Consider the following 17263-nt stretch of genomic DNA (forward strand, 5'->3'; position numbering starts at 1 on the left):
CGTTTTACTTTATAGGTAAATTACGTTTAAAGCAAGTGTCAAACGAAATAAATGTATCAGTACCTGCTACGCCATTTATTAAATGAACCTTATCATATAATATTTTTTGTAAGTGTTCATTGTCCTTTGCAAAAATGAGAATAAAAATAGCATAATTACCTGAAACAAAATTACATTCTACAATTTCTTCTATTTTTTCTAATTCTTTCATTGCACTTTTAGCAAATCTTGCTTCGCGTAATCGTATTCCCGTATAAGATTTTGTTCTATAACCTAGTTTTTTCTCATCAAGAATAAACTCCGCATTTTTTATGACTTTATCATTTGTTAACTTTTTTATTCGTTGATGAATCAGAGAGTTAGAAACATTGAGTTCTTCAGCTATTTGTGAAAAGGGCTTTCTTGCGTCTGAACGAAGCTTTATCAGTATTTGCTGATCGATATAATCAAATTGACTGTCCATTGTTGATTTAAATAAGGTTAAAAAACATATAGATGTAATAAAACTGGTTTTTTAAGTCAAATTAACATAAAATGATATTTAATAGTGTAAAATTAGCTATTATTTGACTTTTAAAAAAGTAAAATGATTTAATTTTGCTTTAAGATCTTAAGGGTTTATTTAAAGATTTTTCAAATTATAATAAAAATCGACCGAGATGTCGAGTATTTAATCTCACTTAGTGAATAAAATATTTAGTTATGGATGTAGTAACAATTTTTGACAAATTATGGAATGAGTATACAGATAGGACGCCTTCTGCTCAAAAAATTAAAGATTTATTTACAAACAAAGGAAACACAGTTTTTAATGATCACGTGGCCTTCAGAACATTTGATGATGAAAGAGTGAATATAGAAGTGCTGGCGGCTCCTTTTATTGAGGCTGGTTATGAAGAAATGGGGGATTATACTTTCGAAGCAAAAAAATTATATGCAAAGCATTATGAGCATAAAACTAATAGAGACGCTCCAAGAGTTTTTATTAGTCAGTTAAAGACAAATGAATTTTCAGAGGCATTACAAAAGGAGGTTACCAGATTAATTGATAGTGTATCAACAGAAGAATTAAATCCTATGGATTTAGTTTTTAAGGGGCGATTATGGGAACAACCAAGTTTTGAGCTTTATGAAAAATTACAAAAAGAGAGCGAGTATGCTGCTTGGTTATATGTTAATGGTTTCTGTTCTAATCATTTTACAGTTGATGTAAATAGATTAAGTAATTTCAAATCGTTACAAGAAGTTAACGAATTCTTGAAAGAAAACGGGTTTAAAATGAATGCTTCAGGAGGTGAAATAAAAGGAACACCTGAGCAATTACTTGAGCAATCAAGCGTTTTAGCCGACAAAATTCCTGTTGAATTTCAAGAATTGACAAAAGAAATAACTTCATGTTACTATGAATTTGCTTTCCGTTATCCAATGGAAAATGGAGAGTTGTATTCAGGTTTTATTGCTAAATCAGCTGATAAAATCTTTGAAAGTACTGATATGAAACTTCAGGAAGCATAAAGTTTTTTTTAATTTAATTGGGTGTAAAAAAAGAGGTTGTGATATCACAACCTCTTTTTTAGTTATATACTATGAATTTTCTAATGGATTGTTAACTTCACTAAAAGTCCGTTATAACCAGCAATTAAAAATTCTGTTTCAGATAATGCATAAATATCATTCCAAGCGGCGGTAGCATATTCGTGTGGTATTCTGGACCAGTTTTGACCTTCATCCTTAGAATAGGATAAAAACTCTCCATCTATTAAATTATTGGGCTTATTTCTACCAGCAATTACGATTGTGTTTTGTTTCATTTCAACCGCATTGATTTTATTGGTAGCATTATAATCTAAGGATTGCCATGTCCTTGAGTTCGTATTGTAACTACATAGACCACCTCTTTCTGAGGTATTATTCGTTTGTCCATTATTCCCTCCCGCAATAAGAAGCCCGTCTTTAATGGCTAAATCAACAATTTTAGTTGGAACAATACTATTCGTGACATCCCAGAAGTCGTTGTTTTTGATTGAAATTTTTCCTTCAGACCAAGTACCTCCACCAAAAATTAATACATCGTTAGGGGAGTAGTAGGTAATGGTGTTTAAGATGTTGTTTTCTAATATTTCGGAATAGTTCAAGTTAGAATTACTATTTGTTTCTTCTAAATCAATCCAATTGTTACCATTGTTTTCAGTTTTTAAAATAAAGCCTTTGGAAAGACTTCCCCTTTGTCCGATAATATAAGCGGTGTTTTCATTTGTGAAATGAATGTCGGTCATATAATAACCTCCATTTTTAAATGTTTCATTTAGAGCCCATGTATTACCTCCATCATTAGAAAAAACAATTATACCATTGTTTGTAACGGCATATATGTCATTTGTGTTTTTTACATGAATTTTATTAATATAAAAAGTACTATTGCTATAAACTTTGCCCCAAGTTTTTCCTTCATCTAGAGAGCGTAATATTTCACTTTCTGGAGTTGGATAAGCTTTACCTGACGCAATAAAGCCTTTTTGGTTTTCAAAGAAATCCATGGACTGTAATGATAGTTCAGAAGGAACTGAAACTTTATCCATAGTAACGTTGTTGCTATTATCATTGGGCATTCCATTTGTGGGGTCTTCTATATTATTATTGTCGTTACTATTAGAGCAACTTGAAATAAAAGAGACCAATAGGGCAAAGGTTAAAAGTTTAAATGTTTTCATAAAAAAAATGTGGTTGATTTTACTTTTTTTTCTTTTTTCACTTTTTAGGGGAATTCTGAGAAAAGCTTTGAGAAATATTTTTTGCGGCCAAAAATAGAATTTGATGTACAATCAATCTTCCCAATCATTTGTTAATTTTATGAGAAGGATGTTAAATAAAAAAGGGATAATGACGTAAGTTTAGGGTATGATTTAGATTTTTCGTTTCGAATAAATTGGTAATAAAAAAGAGAAGCTTTTTAGCTTCTCTTTTTTATTATCTCATTGTTTTAGTTTTTTCTAAAAATTCCGAAATGGTTAAGTTATTCTCTTTACCATCTTCACGATAATATATTAGAAGTTGTTCTTTTGAACTATCACAGCTGGAATCGGAAATAATGTATTTATCGTTTAAAGGAATCTCAAGAATATAATCGCCTTGTTTAGATAATTCCTTCAAATATGAAGCGCCATTTTGTTTCTTCAATAAGTAGTTGCAAATGTAACATTTTCCTCCATTTTTTATTTCAACACGGTTAATGTTAACTGAAGAGTTAGCCGTCATCTTAAAATTAACAATATAGTTACTATAGGAAGGTATGTTAGGGCGTCCTGGAATAACTGTTTCTTTAATGCTTGATATGAGAACTAAATTGCTTTTACAGCTCATAAATAAAAATGAAAGCGCAAGAACGAATATTAAGAGTGTTTTTCTCATCAGAATGTATTCGATTAAATTATTTTACTATCAATTTTTTAGTAATTTCTCCTTGCTCATTGTTTACTTTTACTAAATAAACACCACTTGAATAATTCGATAAATCAATAAACTCTTCATTGTTTTTGGTAGTAATGTTTTTAACAACAGTTCCAATAATGTTATATACAAGAATGTTGCTGTCACCATTTAACTTATTCAACTTAACAGTAAATTGTTTATTGTTTGTTGGATTAGGGAACATCGTAATCGTGTCATCAGCTAGTTTTTCATCATTTGTTCCTAATGAAGCTTCATCAATAGAAGTTTCCCAAACCCCTCTACCATAAGTAGCAGCTCTTAGTTTGTTGCTAGCATAATGGATTTCTATATCATGAACAATTACATAAGGAAGCCCACTTCCTAATCTTACCCAGTCGTTTGCTGAGTTTTTCCAATAATAAACTCCGATATCAGTGGCTAGGAATAATTCTCCATCAGTAGTACCTGTCTTATAAATAATTTTATGAGAAGGAACATTAGGTAATGAACCAGAAATGTTTGTCCATGTATCACCTCCATTTATAGATTTATATACTCTTCCATTCAAGTAACCAGAATAAGCTATATAAACTTCTGACGGATTTGTTGGATGTACTTCAATACTTTTTACAGAACCAAAAATAGGTAAATCTATAACGGTCCATGAAGTTCCTCCATTAGTTGTTTTTTTAACAGTTCTATTTCTTCCTGCTCCATAAATAACATTAGGATCAGAAGGGGCAATTGAAATAAACTCTACTGAACCAATACCAGAATTTAAGTTGGTCCAATTGTCACCTCTATCAGTTGACTTATAAATATCTCCAAAACCTCCGTAAATCGTGTTTGGATCGGTTGGATGTATTTCTAATTCCCAAACAAATGGAGCTCCACTTGGAGTATTTATCCATTGAGCTGCTGTTTGGAACCCATCAAGAGTTCTTCTAAGAGTTCCAGCCTGACTTGCAGACCACGCGATATTTGAATCGGAATAATTCCATAAACCTTCAACTCCATCACTACCGGGATTTTCACCTTTAAAACCATTGCTGCCGTCATAGATAGCAATATCGTTATCTTGTGCTCCTAATATTAACTTTCCTGCGTTTTGAGGTGTTCCTGAAACGTTATAATATTGGGTAATAGCTAAGCCTGATGACAAATCAGTCCAAGCAACATCAGTTGAAGCATCACCTTTAAAAACACCTCCATCATTCACTGAGAAAACTTGATTTGAATTCGGTAAAAACATCATATCATGATGATCCGAATGCACATAGAAATAAGGATTTCCAGTTGTCCAGTATCCATCTAAATATCGGTGCCAAGTTGTCCCTCCGTTCGTTGATCTATACCCATGAATTCCACCAGCAACCATTAAATCTTTGTTTACTGGTGAAACAGCTAAAGCAATATCAAAACCACCTTGTGAGGAATATCCAGAAATAGTAGTAAGTATTGTCCAAGAGGTACCTTGGTTTGAAGACTTTCTTATAATTCCTTCACCATCAATACTAATAAGTAAATCAGGGTCATTTGGGGTTTGTGCTATGTCTAATCGATTAGAAGTTGGGTTAGAAGCTTCTTGCCAGTTAACTCCGTTATTGGTAGAAATATAAAATTTACCATTTTTAGAGGTAGCATATATTATTGAATTACTATTGGTTTTATATTCAATGTCGTTAAAGTATACATTACTATCGGTATGAACATCAGTCCAAGTAGTTCCACCATTAGTTGATCTTTTAATGCTATTTCTTGTAGTAGCAAAAATCGTATTTGTATTGTTCGGGTCAATTAACAACTTACTAATAGCATCGAAATTAGTAAGGTTAAAAGTCAAACCAGTTAAATTCCATGTTTCCCCAGCGTCTGTTGATTTTACAACGCCTATAGATAAATTATGTCCACCATCCCAATCTCCTGTTGCGGCATATAGGACATTATTATCAGTTGGCGAGATTACAATATGAGAGACTCCTATGTTTGGTAAATTATCAGATTTAGATGTCCATGTTGATCCTCCGTCTGTAGTTTTCCAAATACCACCTGCAGGGGTTCCAACATACATTATATTAGTGTTATCCGCTTGGAAAGCCAAGGTGTTAACTCTACCCATTCCAGGGTAGAATTCAATGTTTGATTGAGGAGGGGTAGTAGGTCCTAGAAGAGACCAAGAGTTTGAATTTGGGTTTCTTGATGATCTTTGCTGAGAATTTTTGTTATCTTCTTTTGCCCATTCATTATAAGTATGCATTGGTGCAACAAAATTTCCGTTCGGAGAAATTCTATCTCCCCAAAAATCAGCCCAACGTTCAAATTGTTTTATTTGTTTTTTACTCTCAATGGTGTTTTGAGATCGTAGTTCTTGTAATCTATTTCTATTTTTAGAAACAACGTCGAAGTAATTACTTTCTTCTAATGAAATATTTCTCCATTCATAGTTTTGAGCACAAAGCGCCACAGAGAAAAGTAAAAGAAAGTTTAAAAGGGGTAAAGACTTTTTTTTCATTTTGATTCTATATGTTTTATACTGTTTTAAGACAGGTATCTTCTAAGAAACCCTAACTGCTTTATAAAATGACATCATTTTTCCATTGATAAGGCTCAGGTATATCTGAATCATCAATAAGTTGTCGAATATCTATTTCTATTCCTCTTGATAAATCGGTAATAGGAACATCATTGGGACCACCTTCGAATGGGTTTTCAGAATTTTCTCCGATGGCCTCCATGGTAAAGAATACCCATGATATTAAGGTGCTAAAAGGAATTGATAACCAAACAAAGTGTTCTGCTATAAAGGTTTGTAGCTGGTGCATAATTGCCGTGTGAGACTTATGAGTTGCTAATATTTCTAATATTTTATCTCCAATATTCTCAAATTCTTCCATAATTCCAAAGGGTAAGAGAATGATAAATACCCATAGAAAAATGAAATTAAGTGTAGCAAATTGCCTAGGATATGGAAAGTTCTTAATTCTTTCTGACTTTCCTTGTAAAGTATATAATTCAACAATTGATTTTTCAATTTCCATATGTCGGAAATTATCAATGAGTCCTTGTTTATGAATTTCTTTGAGTCTTTTCGATTGAATACCTAATAATTGCGAAGCCTGATTACCCTTAGCAAAAATTTTATCTACTTCAGATGAAGTAATATAATTTGAAATCACATCTTTTATAGGAACATTATCTTCGATAACATACATGTTTTGCGATCTAAATTCTTGATTAGATTTATTGTTTTTTAGATGATTTTCCCAAGGCTTATCTTTTCTCAATTGATACCTTAAAGCTGTCATCCAAGCTACATGCCTATGAACAAGTTCTTTGTGAATCTCTTTTAGTTCTGTATCCGATACTTGGTCATTATTGACAATAAAATCTTTTACCATAACAGTAAAGGACCTTGAAGTATTAACAATTCCTCCCCAAATTTTACGAGCTTCCCATAGTCGATCATAAGAGGCATTATTTTTGAAACTCACAATGAATGAAACAGCGGTACCTAATACTCCCAAGGGAAGCCAGGGAACATGAAGCCATTTCCAACCCATAATGTCAAAGAGAAAAACAGGAATAACACTAAATAATAAGAATATGTATATGTAACGTCTTGTCCAGTGAAGTAGTCCTTTTAAAGGATAGGTTTTTCTTATGTACATGTATTTGTGTTTAAGTGTCTGACAATAAAAATAATAAATCTCATTTAAAAACATTTAAATGAGATTTATAGGGGGCTAAAAACTGGTGATAGATAAAAAAAATCTATTGTTTGTAAGGTAGAAAGGCTAATTTCTAAGGGTTCTTTTATAATAGCTCTTCAATTTTGTTACAGCTTGATTAACATAAGGTTCCTGATCGTAAAGATCGAAATGATCAGCATCTTTAATCTTAAATAACTCTTTATCACCTTTAGCTCTTTCAACGGTGATTTCACTGAAGTAGGCAGATATAGCATTCTCTCCTACAATAGCAAGAAAAGGTCGGTTAGCCATTAAATAAATTTTTTCACTTGGATTGAAGAAGTATCTTGTATCAAGTGACATTGCAGCTCTCAATGGGCTGTATGTTTTAAATTGACCTCCTCTTTTAGGATTTCTGTAGTAATCTGCTGCTTTATCCCAAAACTCGCCTAGTCCAGATCCTTTTTCAGGAATCCCATCAATAAAAACAACTTCCCCAGTTTCGAAAAATTTCTGACGTGAGTCATTTCCTATTTTTATCTGTTCTTGAAGTTGTGCTATTTTGTTTCCCTTTAAGAATTGATTGTATTGGGTTGCTCCACTCATACCATAGTTGATAAAGTCTATAAAACCACTTACAGTTGCTACAGATTTTATTCGTTGATCAAATATGGCCGTTTGTATGCCATATCCTGCCCCAGAGCAAACACCTAAAATACCTATGTTTCCTGCATCTACACTTTTTAAGGTTCCCATAAATGAAATAGCATTTTTAATATCTTCTACTTTCATTGGAGCATTTTCCATAGCACGTGGATATCCACCGCTTTCTCCGTAGGTTCTATGATCAAAGGCTAATGTAATAAAACCATCTTTAGCTAATTTTTCTGCGTAAATACCGGCAGTTTGTTCCTTTATTCCACTCGCTGGAGTAATGCAAACTATAGCAGGATATTTTTTATCTACCTGATAATTTGGAGGGAAAAACAAATTTCCTGCTATTCGTGTATTTTCACTTAGAAAATTTACTTCGTTTTTGCCTGACTGTATTGAAGTATTATAAATACCTTTTTCATTTTTGGTTTGAGAGATCATTTGATAGTTATTTAAAAAAATAAATAGTATAAAAACTGTGGCGATTTTTTTCATGTTTTAAACTTCTTGTTTAGTAGTGGCTAGTACAATTTCTCTTATATTAATATGTTGTGGTTGAGCATAGGCAAACCATATGCTATTGGCAACGTCTATGGGGTTAAGAACTCCTCCCATGTTTGTTTTCCATTGTTCATAATTTTCAATAATTTCACTCGAACTGGTATGGGATAGTAATTCAGTTTCAACAGCGCCAGGAGCAATTGACATTGTCCGTATATTGTATTTACAAACTTCCTCCCGGATGTTTTCAGTGATTCCTTGTACACCAAACTTAGTTCCACCATAAACGGCATGATTTGCGAATGTTTTTTTCCCAGCTATCGAACTGATATTGATAATGGTTCCTTTCTTCTGCTTTTTCATCTTAGGAAGTACGGCTTGTATTCCATTTAATACCCCAAATACGTTGACTTCAAACATTTTTCTCCATTCTTCTGGATCCTGATCGGTAACATCACCTAAAAGCATAACCCCAGCATTGTTTATAATACAATCGGTAGGTCCATATATGTTTTCTGCATAATTAATAGCTTCTCTAAGCTCTTGAAGATTTGAAACATCAGCTTTTTTGTAAATGGTATTTGAAAGATTTAGTTCTTTTAATTTAGATAACCTTCTTGCAATCAATAATAATGGATGCCCATGTTTGGAAAAGAGTTTTGCAGTTTCTGCTCCAATGCCTGAGCTTGCCCCAGTAATAACGATTAACCCTTTGTTTTTAATTTTACTCATAATTTATATTTATGAATACAAAGCTATTTCGTTGTTTTATGTATTCAAAATACTAAATTTGTATATTTATTATAATTTTAATTTATGGATACTCGTCTTCTAAGGTTTTTTGTTTCTGTTTATGAGCAGAAGAATTTAACTAGAGCCGCTGAGCAATGTTTTGTTTCTCAGCCTAATATTTCTCATGGAATTAAGACTTTGGAGGGTGAATTAGGAAAATCACTTTTCGTTCGACATAAAAAAGGCGTAGATGCTACAATTGAAGGTCATCAGTTTTACCCTACAGTAAAAAGACTGTTGAGCGAGCTTGATTTATTAAGTAACTTGTTTGAAAATACTGAATTTAAAAACAAGGTTGTTATTGGAGTAGCAAATGGACTTCCTCAAGAACATAAGCAACAATTTTTTAGAAAAGCCACGGATCTACTAAAGTCAGTAGAATGGGAAATAAATGATATTTCAAGAAAGAATGACATCAATTTATTAGTTAGAGAGTGGAAATATGATGAAGATATTTTCTTGCCTTTGTGGAAAGAAGATTATGTGTTATGTATTCCTAATGGAAATCCACTATTGAAAAAAGAAGTTATTTCAATTGAAGATTTAAAAAATGAAGTTTTTATTCACTGTCCAACTTGTGAGGCACACCAACAATGTCTTTCTATTTTAAATATGGGTGGGCATTATACCAAAACTATTGCTAATTGTAGTTCAAAAACAGAAACCTTAACAATGCTAATGGCAGGACTCGGAGTTACTTTTTTACCAGAATGGTTTGTCGATGGTTGGTATGGTTTTGAAACAAGAAAGTTTGATGGACCTCGTTATTTTCGGGAAGTAGGTTTGGCGTACTCAAGAAAAAGCTTGAAAGAACAACCGATAACTATGTTGATTGAATATTTTTCGAAAAAATCACTTAAGGTAAATCCGTTTAGCAAATTAGGAGTTTACCACAAAAAGTAATTTACTCTATTTTATTAATAGATTCTCATCTGTTCTTTTAATTATGTAACAAGATGTTACTCAGAATAGTTTATTAGATGCTTTAAAAGTTTAAATGTTTTATTTTAATATGGTATTAAACATAAGGTTGAAATGAAGTCATTTAATAAAAAGAGTTTTTTTGTTTTTGGAGTTTTAATTTTGGGAAGTTTTTATTCATTTGTTTGCTTGAGTTCAAAAGATGAAAAGCCCGCGAAGCCAAATATTATTGTTTTTCTGGTTGATGATATGGGATTAATGGACACTTCTGTTCCGTTTTTAACTGACAATAAAAATAAACCTAAGGAGTATCCACTGAATAAGCTTTATTCAACTCCAAACATGAAAATGTTAGCCAAACAAGGAATTAGATTCTCTAACTTTTATGCGCATTCTGTATGCTCTCCTTCTCGAACAAGTATTCTAACCGGTCAAAACTCTGCTCGTCATGGTGTTACAAATTGGATTAGGCCTGAGTTTAATAATAAAGGAACTTATGGTCCTGAAAACTGGAATTGGAAGGGGCTTACAAAAGAAGGGATTACTTTGCCCAAAATGTTAAAAGAGGAAGGGTATAAAACGATTCATGTTGGAAAAGCTCATTATGGACCTATAGGAAGTGAAGGAGGTGATCCTCTAAATTTAGGGTTTGATATAAATATTGGAGGAAGTGCTATTGGTCAGCCTGGAAGTTATTATGGAATGGAAAATTTTGGAAATTTAAAAGGAAGAAAAAAAAGAGCGGTAAAAGGATTGGAAAAGTATCATGGACAAGAACTATTTTTAACAGAAGCTCTTACCATAGAGGCTAAAAAATTCATTTCTCAATCTAAAGAAGAAAGAAAGCCGTTTTTTTTACAGATGTCTCATTATGCTGTACATTCACCCTTTCAATCTGATAAAAGGTTTCAAGAGAAGTATAAAAACAAAAAAGTTCCGAAAAAAGCTAAGGCTTTTGCTACGTTAATAGAAGGGGTAGATAAGTCTCTTGGTGATATTATTAACCATGTTAAGAACTTAGGTTTAGGAGAGAATACAATTCTATTTTTTGTAGGTGATAACGGTTCAGATGCCCCCTTAAAAATAGAAAGTAATTACAGTAGCTCTTTTCCTTTGAAAGGAAAAAAAGGAACCCATTGGGAAGGAGGAATGCGAGTTCCATTCTTGGCATGTTGGATATCCCATGATAAAAACAATAAATATCAAAAGGAGCTGTCAATAAAAAAGGGAATGGTACAAGAACAAATGGGAACAATAATGGATATTTTTCCTACCATTTGCGATGTTGTTGGTATAGATATCCCTAGGAATTATATTATTGATGGGACCAATTTGAAAAAGCAATTATCAGGAAAGAAAAATAATAGAAGAAAAGAAATCTTTCTTAATCATTATCCTCATAAACATCGAAGCAGTTATTATACAAGTTTGGTACTTTCGAATTGGAAAGTAGTATATCATTACCAAATTGACGGAATGCCGAAGTACGAACTTTACAATTTAAAAACAGATCCATTTGAGTCAAAAAATTTAGTAGAAGGTAAACCAACCCGTCTAAAGAAAATGCTCAAAGCGCTTAAATCGGAGCTATATGATAAAAATGCACTATATCCAATTAAGAATAAAGAAAAACTTGAAGTTATTATTCCTTAACTGTTAAATATCCATATGTGCATATTGAGGATTTTACACATACGTTTTGTCTAAGTGGTTGAAAAATAGTTTGGAATGGTTGGTTTAATGCTCTAAATTAGTTCTTAAAATAACGTTAAAAAAAAGTGACTAAAAAATTAAGAGAACTGTATTGAGTATCTTTAACAAGATAATGAAGGGCTTATAAATATTGAGTTTTTAGCAAAAAGTGAAATTTTATAACTCTCAAAAGAACCATTAACAAACTAAATAAAGTGAAAAAAATATTCTTACTCTTATTGCTTGCTGTAGGCATAGGTTCCTATGCGCAAGTAAATTTAAATTATTATCTCCCCCAAAATGTAACATACAATAAAAATATACCTGTTCCTGCTTCTGTTGTTGGGCATGAAGTTGGTGAATGGCATATAACTCATGATAAACTTGTAAGTTATATGAAAGAGTTAGCCAAGTCGTCGGATAGAATATCTATTGAAGATAGAGGGAAAACTTTTGAAGGAAGACCTTTATTATTACTTACAATAACATCTAAAAACAATCAGTCAAGAATTGAAGAAATAAGAAAAAGACATATTGAAATAACGGATAATGATGGTTTTGATGTGTCAAATGAGCCAATAGTTGTTTACCAAGGATTCTCAATACATGGAAACGAATCGAGTGGATCAAATGCAGCTTTAGTTTTGGCATATTATTTAGCTGCAGCGGAAGGTGAAGAAGTCAATAGTCTATTGAATAACACTGTGATTTTGTTAGATCCAGTAATGAATCCTGATGGTTTACAGCGTTTTGCTTACTGGGCTAATACAAACAAAGCAAGTAATATTAATCCAGATCCTAATGATAGAGAGTATCATGAAATATGGCCAGGAGGACGAACAAATCACTACTGGTTTGATATGAACCGTGATTGGCTGCCAGTTCAATTACCTGAAAGTACCGCAAGAGTTAAAACTTTTCATGATTGGTTACCGAATATCTTAACAGACCATCATGAAATGGGAACCAATTCTACATTCTTTTTTCAACCAGGAATTCCAGAAAGAACGAATCCTTTAACACCAGCGTTAAATCAAGAACTAACAAAAGAAATAGGTAAGTATCATGCAAAAGCATTGGATGAAATAGGTTCATTATATTATTCTGAAGAAGATTTTGATGATTTCTATTATGGGAAAGGGTCAACATTTCCTGATGTTAATGGAAGTATTGGAATCTTGTTTGAGCAAGGAAGTTCAAGAGGTCATGCCCAAGAAAGTGAAAATGGTGTACTGACTTTCCCCTTTACTATCAGAAATCAATTTACAGCATCGCTATCTACATTGGAGGCAGCTCATAAAATGAGAACAAAAATATTACGTTATCAGCGTGATTTTTATAAGAAATCAAGAAGCTTATACCAAAATAAGGCAATAGTTTTTGGGGATGAAAAAGATGCAGGGAAAACATATGAGCTGGCAAAGGTGTTAAAAAAGCATAGAGTAAAATTGCATGCAATCAAGAACGATTTTGAAGTAAATGGAAAGAAGTTTAAAAAGAACTTCAGTTATGCTATTCCTTTAAATCAAAAAAATAATCGTTTGGTAGAGGCTATGTTCGATATAAGAAAAACATTTAAGGATAGTTTGTTTTATGATGTTTCAGCTTGGACATTCGACGCTGCTTTTGGAGTGGATTTAGTTCGTGATGTTTCATTAAATAAAGTTGGAGAAGAAATTAAGGATCTTCGTAAAAATATTGGAAAGGTAACAAAGAATAGTCATGTCGGATATTTAATGCCTTGGAATGAATATTATACCCCCAGAGCATTAAATAAAATATTGGAAAAAGGGCTGAGAGCTAAAGTAGCAATGAAAAACTTTAAAAACGGTGGGAATTCATATGACTATGGAACTATTTTTATTCCAGTGCAAAACCAAGAATTGAATCAAAGAGAATTATTTAGTTTCTTAAATAAGGTTGCCGAAGAAAATAACTTATCAATTACAGGTGTTACTACAGGACAAAATATCGGTATAGATTTAGGTAGTAGGAATTTTAGAGCAGTAAAGAAACCAAAAGTAGCGATGTTGGTTGGGAATGGTGTTACCAGTTATGATGCTGGAGAAATTTGGCATATGCTAGACCAACGATTCGATATGAAATTAACGAAGTTAGATACTGATTATTTAGGGCGAGTGAATATTGATAAGTATACAGCGATAATTGTTCCAAATAGTTATGGGTTAAGAACAGAAGTGAAAAATAAGTTGAGTAAATGGGTAAAGAATGGTGGGGTATTAATAGGATATAGAAATGCTATTCGATGGTTTAAAAGTGAACATTATTTAAATGCCGATATCAAATCTACAAAGATAGATGAGGTTAAAAACGTTTCATTCGAAGATCGTAGATTGCACTCAGGAGCTCAGGTAATTGGAGGAGCTATCTTTAAGGCGAAGATTGATCGTTCTCATCCAATAAACTTTGGATATAAAGATGATGAAATAGCTTTATTTAGAAACACGACCCTTTTTATTAAGCCAGATAAAAAAAGTTACAATAACCCAATTCAATATACTGATTCACCTTTATTAAGTGGTTATATTTCTGAAGAGAACCTAGAAAACTTAAAAAACACCGTTCCATTTAAAGTTCAAAGAATGGGAGCAGGGCGCGTTTTAGGTTTTACCGATAATACAAACTTTAGAGGTTTTTGGTTCGGGACAAATAAACTTTTAATGAATGCTATATTTTTTGGAAAATTAATGTAGTAGTAAAAAATTTATAATCAAAAGTCGGAAAGATCTCCTCTTTCCGACTTTTTTTGTAACATTTTGCTCGTAAAACAGTCTTTTATATAAAGAGAATTAACTATGAGTATACTACGAGTTTTGCTAGCCATTTTATTTCCTCCATTAGCTGTTATAGGTAAAGGATGCGGTTCAATTGTAATCGTATTTCTTTTGACACTTTGTGGATGGGTTCCAGGAGTAATTGGAGCGTTAGTGATTTTGAATAACCCTAATTAGAAAAATATATTTTTATTGGTGACTTTTGGTTTGATAATGAGTCATATAGGTGGAACGAATTATTAAATGATAAAAAATGAAGTCACTAAAAAATGTTGCAATGATTTCTTTATTTGCATCAGCTTTTATGATGTCTTCTGAAGTTTTCTCTCAGCAGAAAAATGAAAAAAGTTCAAATTCGGAATTAAAAATTGAAGTAAATTCAAAACACAGTTCTAATTGCACGGTTCATTCGGATGTTAAAGGAGAAAGTTCGATCAAGGGGGACAAAAAATTTAAGAAGAAAAGAAAGAAATTGACAGCAGCAGAAGCTGAAGAAATGTTAAGTCATGGAAATTTTATTCGGTATCGAAAGAGAAGATCCAGTACTAAATGTTACGTTAAGGATTCTGACAGATGTCATGGCAATGAATGTAAAGAAAAAGGAAGCGCTCAGTAGAGCGTTTTTTTTTGAATTAAACTTACCACATACTATTGAAAGTATTCAGTATTAGAATAAATTATCAAGTTTTTTTTAAAAATGTGACTTTTTAATTGATACTGTGTCATATAAGTGTAACAAGTAAATAAAAACAGTAAAAATGAAAACATTAAAAAACACAGCAATTATAACATTATTCTTATCGTTATTTATGATGTCACCTACAATGTTTTCTCAGGAGGTGATTGCAGAAAATAATGTTGAATTCATTGCAGACTCAGATAATATAGAAGATGAAAATTCGTTAAGCCCAGCTTTATTAAAGAAAGCGGTTGTTAAAAAACGAAAGAACAAAACAATAAAAAAGAAAAAGAGTAGAGCTAGAAAGATTACGGCAAAAGAGGCAGAGGAGATGCTAAGACACGGTAATTTGAGATTCAGAAAGAAAAGAACATCTAACAAATGTTTCGTTGAGAAGGAATCTGAAGAAAAGTGTGATAGCAAAGAGAAAAAAAACGCTCAGTAAGAGCGTTTTTTTTATTTTATAACTTCTTCTATAATTTTCCCAGTATTTCCATTTGGGAATTCAATATTTAATAAATTCGAAATTGTAGGTGCAATATCTATAATTTCATACTTTTTCTTCGAAGAACCTTTATTTATGCCTTTTCCATAAAATATAATAGGTACATGTGTATCATAAGAATACCCAGAACCGTGAGTGGTGCCTTTTCTTGAGTAGATAATAGTTGAAGGCGTGGGAATAAGCATAACATCTCCAGAAAACTTTTGGTTGTAACCATTTTGTAGGGAGTTTAAAATTCCCTTAGTAAAAGTTGTTGATCGCATGGTTTTCGCGGTTACAGCTTTATATATTCCTTTATAAGTTATTGAGGCATCTGCAATGACATTTGCAACTTCATCAGAATTTAAATTCAAACTTTCAATTTTTTCTTGATTTAGAAAGATTTGAAAATTAGAGAAGTCTTCAATGAGTCTATCCGAATTAAAATGTTTTTTCGTTTTCTCTTTTAAAAAGTTCATAAACTTTACAGGTTCAATATAGTGCCCTGGAATTTTATTTGCTTTTAAATAAGATGGTACTTGAGTTGCAGCATGATCAGCAGTTAAAAATAAGGTGTAATTACCTTTTCCAACTTTTTCATCTAAAAATTTGAATAAGCTAGCCAAGTCTTTATCTAAACGTAAATAAGTATCCTCGGTTTCTTTTGAAGCAACTCCAAATTGATGACCAACATAATCGGTTGAAGAATAGCTAATACTTAAAAAGTCCGTATGTTCAGATTGCCCAAGATTTTCTCCTATGATAGCCGCTTTCGCAAAATCTGTGGTAAAAGAATTACCTGCAGGAATGGCTTTTAAAATACTGTAATTATTGTTGTTTTTTCTTAGTTTCGGAATATCATAAGGAAAAACAGGTTTTTCTTGTCCTTTAAACGGAGCTTCAAAGTCGTTGTTATCTTCAATACTTTCTGTATACGTTTTTATATCATATAAGGTATTCCATGGTTTACTTAAATACTCGTCTGCTTTTTTCGATTTATTAAAGTCTTTTACCCATTTTGGTAATGAATTCATATAATACGTAGAAGAAATCCAGTCGCCTTCCTTTCCTCCATCAAACCAATACGCAGCGTTGGCTGTGTGTCCAACAGGTAGAATAGCTGAACGATCTTTAATGGCAATACCAATTGATTTTCCTTTCATATTCTGAGCTAAACGAAGTTGATCTGCAACTGATGTCGTTATTAATCTATAAGGTGATTTTTTACCTCCATTACCATTATTACCTACAGTTTCATATTTTCTGTCATCAACACAATAAATAGATAATTTTTCATACTTATCATACCAATGATTACCAATAATTCCATGATTTGAAGGAGTTGTACCTGTAAATATTGAAGTATGGCCAACTGCTGTATATGTTGGAATATAATTATAATGAGCATTTTCAAGAGAAAAACCATTATTTAACAATCTTTTAAAACCTTCAGAACCATATTTTTTATCAAATCGAGTTAAATAATCATAACGCATTTGATCAATAACAATACCTACAACAAGCTTTGGGTTTTCCGAATAATGTTGTTGTGCAGTAAGCTTGGTATTTATCAGTAAAATAAATACAAACAAGACAAAATTACTTTTCTTCATTTAAATTAGTTTGT

15 protein-coding genes are annotated in these 17263 nt (G+C 32.0%); 7 read left to right on the plus strand and 8 right to left on the minus strand.

The window, feature by feature from the left end; translation table 11 throughout:
• Positions 1-4 precede the first annotated feature (4 nt).
• On the minus strand, positions 5-463 hold the full coding sequence (locus ACKTTV_RS21515; protein WP_408032938.1) for an Lrp/AsnC ligand binding domain-containing protein: 459 nt from the start codon (positions 461-463) through the stop codon (positions 5-7).
• Positions 464-702: 239 nt separating this feature from the next.
• On the opposite strand from ACKTTV_RS21515, the gene ACKTTV_RS21520 reads away from it, so the two are divergent.
• A complete protein-coding gene (locus tag ACKTTV_RS21520) occupies positions 703-1515 on the plus strand; it encodes a DUF1338 domain-containing protein (protein WP_408032939.1) in 813 nt (270 codons plus the stop codon).
• A gap of 80 nt (positions 1516-1595) precedes the next feature.
• Here ACKTTV_RS21520 and ACKTTV_RS21525 read toward each other — a convergent pair whose 3' ends face one another.
• The 6 genes from ACKTTV_RS21525 to ACKTTV_RS21550 all read right to left on the minus strand — a co-directional run bounded on the left by ACKTTV_RS21525 (position 1596) and on the right by ACKTTV_RS21550 (position 9005).
• On the minus strand, positions 1596-2711 hold the full coding sequence (locus ACKTTV_RS21525) for a WD40/YVTN/BNR-like repeat-containing protein (RefSeq protein WP_408032940.1): 1116 nt from the start codon (positions 2709-2711) through the stop codon (positions 1596-1598).
• A gap of 256 nt (positions 2712-2967) precedes the next feature.
• Positions 2968-3360: a hypothetical protein gene (locus ACKTTV_RS21530; protein WP_408032941.1), complete on the minus strand. Its 393-nt coding sequence runs from the start codon at positions 3358-3360 to the stop codon at positions 2968-2970.
• Positions 3361-3427: 67 nt separating this feature from the next.
• Complete coding sequence (locus tag ACKTTV_RS21535; protein ID WP_408032942.1) at positions 3428-5941, minus strand: T9SS type A sorting domain-containing protein; 2514 nt, start codon at positions 5939-5941, stop codon at positions 3428-3430.
• A 61-nt stretch (positions 5942-6002) separates the two neighbouring features.
• Positions 6003-7097, minus strand: a complete 1095-nt coding sequence (locus ACKTTV_RS21540) for a bestrophin family protein (RefSeq protein ID WP_408032943.1) — start codon at positions 7095-7097, stop codon at positions 6003-6005.
• Positions 7098-7223: 126 nt separating this feature from the next.
• Positions 7224-8267, minus strand: coding sequence for an alpha/beta hydrolase (locus ACKTTV_RS21545; RefSeq protein WP_408032944.1), 1044 nt, complete (start codon positions 8265-8267; stop codon positions 7224-7226).
• 3 nt (positions 8268-8270) lie between these two features.
• Positions 8271-9005 carry an SDR family oxidoreductase gene (locus ACKTTV_RS21550; protein WP_408032945.1) on the minus strand — a complete coding sequence of 245 codons (735 nt, stop codon included), beginning with the start codon at positions 9003-9005 and terminating at the stop codon, positions 8271-8273.
• A gap of 84 nt (positions 9006-9089) precedes the next feature.
• Between ACKTTV_RS21550 and ACKTTV_RS21555 the strand changes: the two genes are divergently transcribed.
• From ACKTTV_RS21555 to ACKTTV_RS21580, 6 genes are all read left to right on the plus strand, one after another.
• Positions 9090-9968, plus strand: a complete 879-nt coding sequence (locus tag ACKTTV_RS21555; protein ID WP_408032946.1) for a LysR family transcriptional regulator — start codon at positions 9090-9092, stop codon at positions 9966-9968.
• Positions 9969-10100: 132 nt separating this feature from the next.
• Positions 10101-11639 (plus strand): sulfatase-like hydrolase/transferase, encoded by a 1539-nt coding sequence (locus ACKTTV_RS21560; protein ID WP_408032947.1) that lies wholly within the window; start codon positions 10101-10103, stop codon positions 11637-11639.
• Positions 11640-11893: 254 nt separating this feature from the next.
• Positions 11894-14392, plus strand: a complete 2499-nt coding sequence (locus tag ACKTTV_RS21565; RefSeq protein ID WP_408032948.1) for a M14 family metallopeptidase — start codon at positions 11894-11896, stop codon at positions 14390-14392.
• A gap of 102 nt (positions 14393-14494) precedes the next feature.
• Entirely contained in the window at positions 14495-14650 is a 156-nt protein-coding gene (locus tag ACKTTV_RS21570; protein WP_408032949.1) for a YqaE/Pmp3 family membrane protein, read from the plus strand.
• A gap of 76 nt (positions 14651-14726) precedes the next feature.
• Positions 14727-15089 (plus strand): hypothetical protein, encoded by a 363-nt coding sequence (locus ACKTTV_RS21575; RefSeq protein WP_408032950.1) that lies wholly within the window; start codon positions 14727-14729, stop codon positions 15087-15089.
• 142 nt (positions 15090-15231) lie between these two features.
• Positions 15232-15597, plus strand: a complete 366-nt coding sequence (locus ACKTTV_RS21580) for a hypothetical protein (RefSeq protein ID WP_408032951.1) — start codon at positions 15232-15234, stop codon at positions 15595-15597.
• 11 nt (positions 15598-15608) lie between these two features.
• Here the strand turns inward: ACKTTV_RS21580 and pafA are convergent, their stop codons facing one another.
• The gene (pafA, locus tag ACKTTV_RS21585; RefSeq protein WP_408032952.1) at positions 15609-17249 is read right to left on the minus strand and encodes an alkaline phosphatase PafA; all 1641 of its coding nucleotides are present in this window, start codon (positions 17247-17249) and stop codon (positions 15609-15611) included.
• Between the last annotated feature and the right edge of the window lie 14 nt (positions 17250-17263).

This window comes from Tenacibaculum xiamenense (assembly GCF_964513065.1).
Taxonomy (GTDB): Bacteria; Bacteroidota; Bacteroidia; order Flavobacteriales; family Flavobacteriaceae; genus Polaribacter; species Polaribacter xiamenense.

What these genes read in the sequence shown, in the direction of transcription:
- ACKTTV_RS21515 (WP_408032938.1), bottom strand. Translation starts at nt 463, where the DNA reads ATGGACAGTCAATTTGATTATATCGATCAGCAAATACTGATAAAGCTT.
- ACKTTV_RS21520 (WP_408032939.1), top strand. Translation starts at nt 703, where the DNA reads ATGGATGTAGTAACAATTTTTGACAAATTATGGAATGAGTATACAGAT.
- ACKTTV_RS21525 (WP_408032940.1), bottom strand. Translation starts at nt 2,711, where the DNA reads ATGAAAACATTTAAACTTTTAACCTTTGCCCTATTGGTCTCTTTTATT.
- ACKTTV_RS21530 (WP_408032941.1), bottom strand. Translation starts at nt 3,360, where the DNA reads ATGAGCTGTAAAAGCAATTTAGTTCTCATATCAAGCATTAAAGAAACA.
- ACKTTV_RS21535 (WP_408032942.1), bottom strand. Translation starts at nt 5,941, where the DNA reads ATGAAAAAAAAGTCTTTACCCCTTTTAAACTTTCTTTTACTTTTCTCT.
- ACKTTV_RS21540 (WP_408032943.1), bottom strand. Translation starts at nt 7,097, where the DNA reads ATGTACATAAGAAAAACCTATCCTTTAAAAGGACTACTTCACTGGACA.
- ACKTTV_RS21545 (WP_408032944.1), bottom strand. Translation starts at nt 8,267, where the DNA reads ATGAAAAAAATCGCCACAGTTTTTATACTATTTATTTTTTTAAATAAC.
- ACKTTV_RS21550 (WP_408032945.1), bottom strand. Translation starts at nt 9,005, where the DNA reads ATGAGTAAAATTAAAAACAAAGGGTTAATCGTTATTACTGGGGCAAGC.
- ACKTTV_RS21555 (WP_408032946.1), top strand. Translation starts at nt 9,090, where the DNA reads ATGGATACTCGTCTTCTAAGGTTTTTTGTTTCTGTTTATGAGCAGAAG.
- ACKTTV_RS21560 (WP_408032947.1), top strand. Translation starts at nt 10,101, where the DNA reads ATGAAGTCATTTAATAAAAAGAGTTTTTTTGTTTTTGGAGTTTTAATT.
- ACKTTV_RS21570 (WP_408032949.1), top strand. Translation starts at nt 14,495, where the DNA reads ATGAGTATACTACGAGTTTTGCTAGCCATTTTATTTCCTCCATTAGCT.
- ACKTTV_RS21575 (WP_408032950.1), top strand. Translation starts at nt 14,727, where the DNA reads ATGAAGTCACTAAAAAATGTTGCAATGATTTCTTTATTTGCATCAGCT.
- ACKTTV_RS21580 (WP_408032951.1), top strand. Translation starts at nt 15,232, where the DNA reads ATGAAAACATTAAAAAACACAGCAATTATAACATTATTCTTATCGTTA.
- pafA (WP_408032952.1), bottom strand. Translation starts at nt 17,249, where the DNA reads ATGAAGAAAAGTAATTTTGTCTTGTTTGTATTTATTTTACTGATAAAT.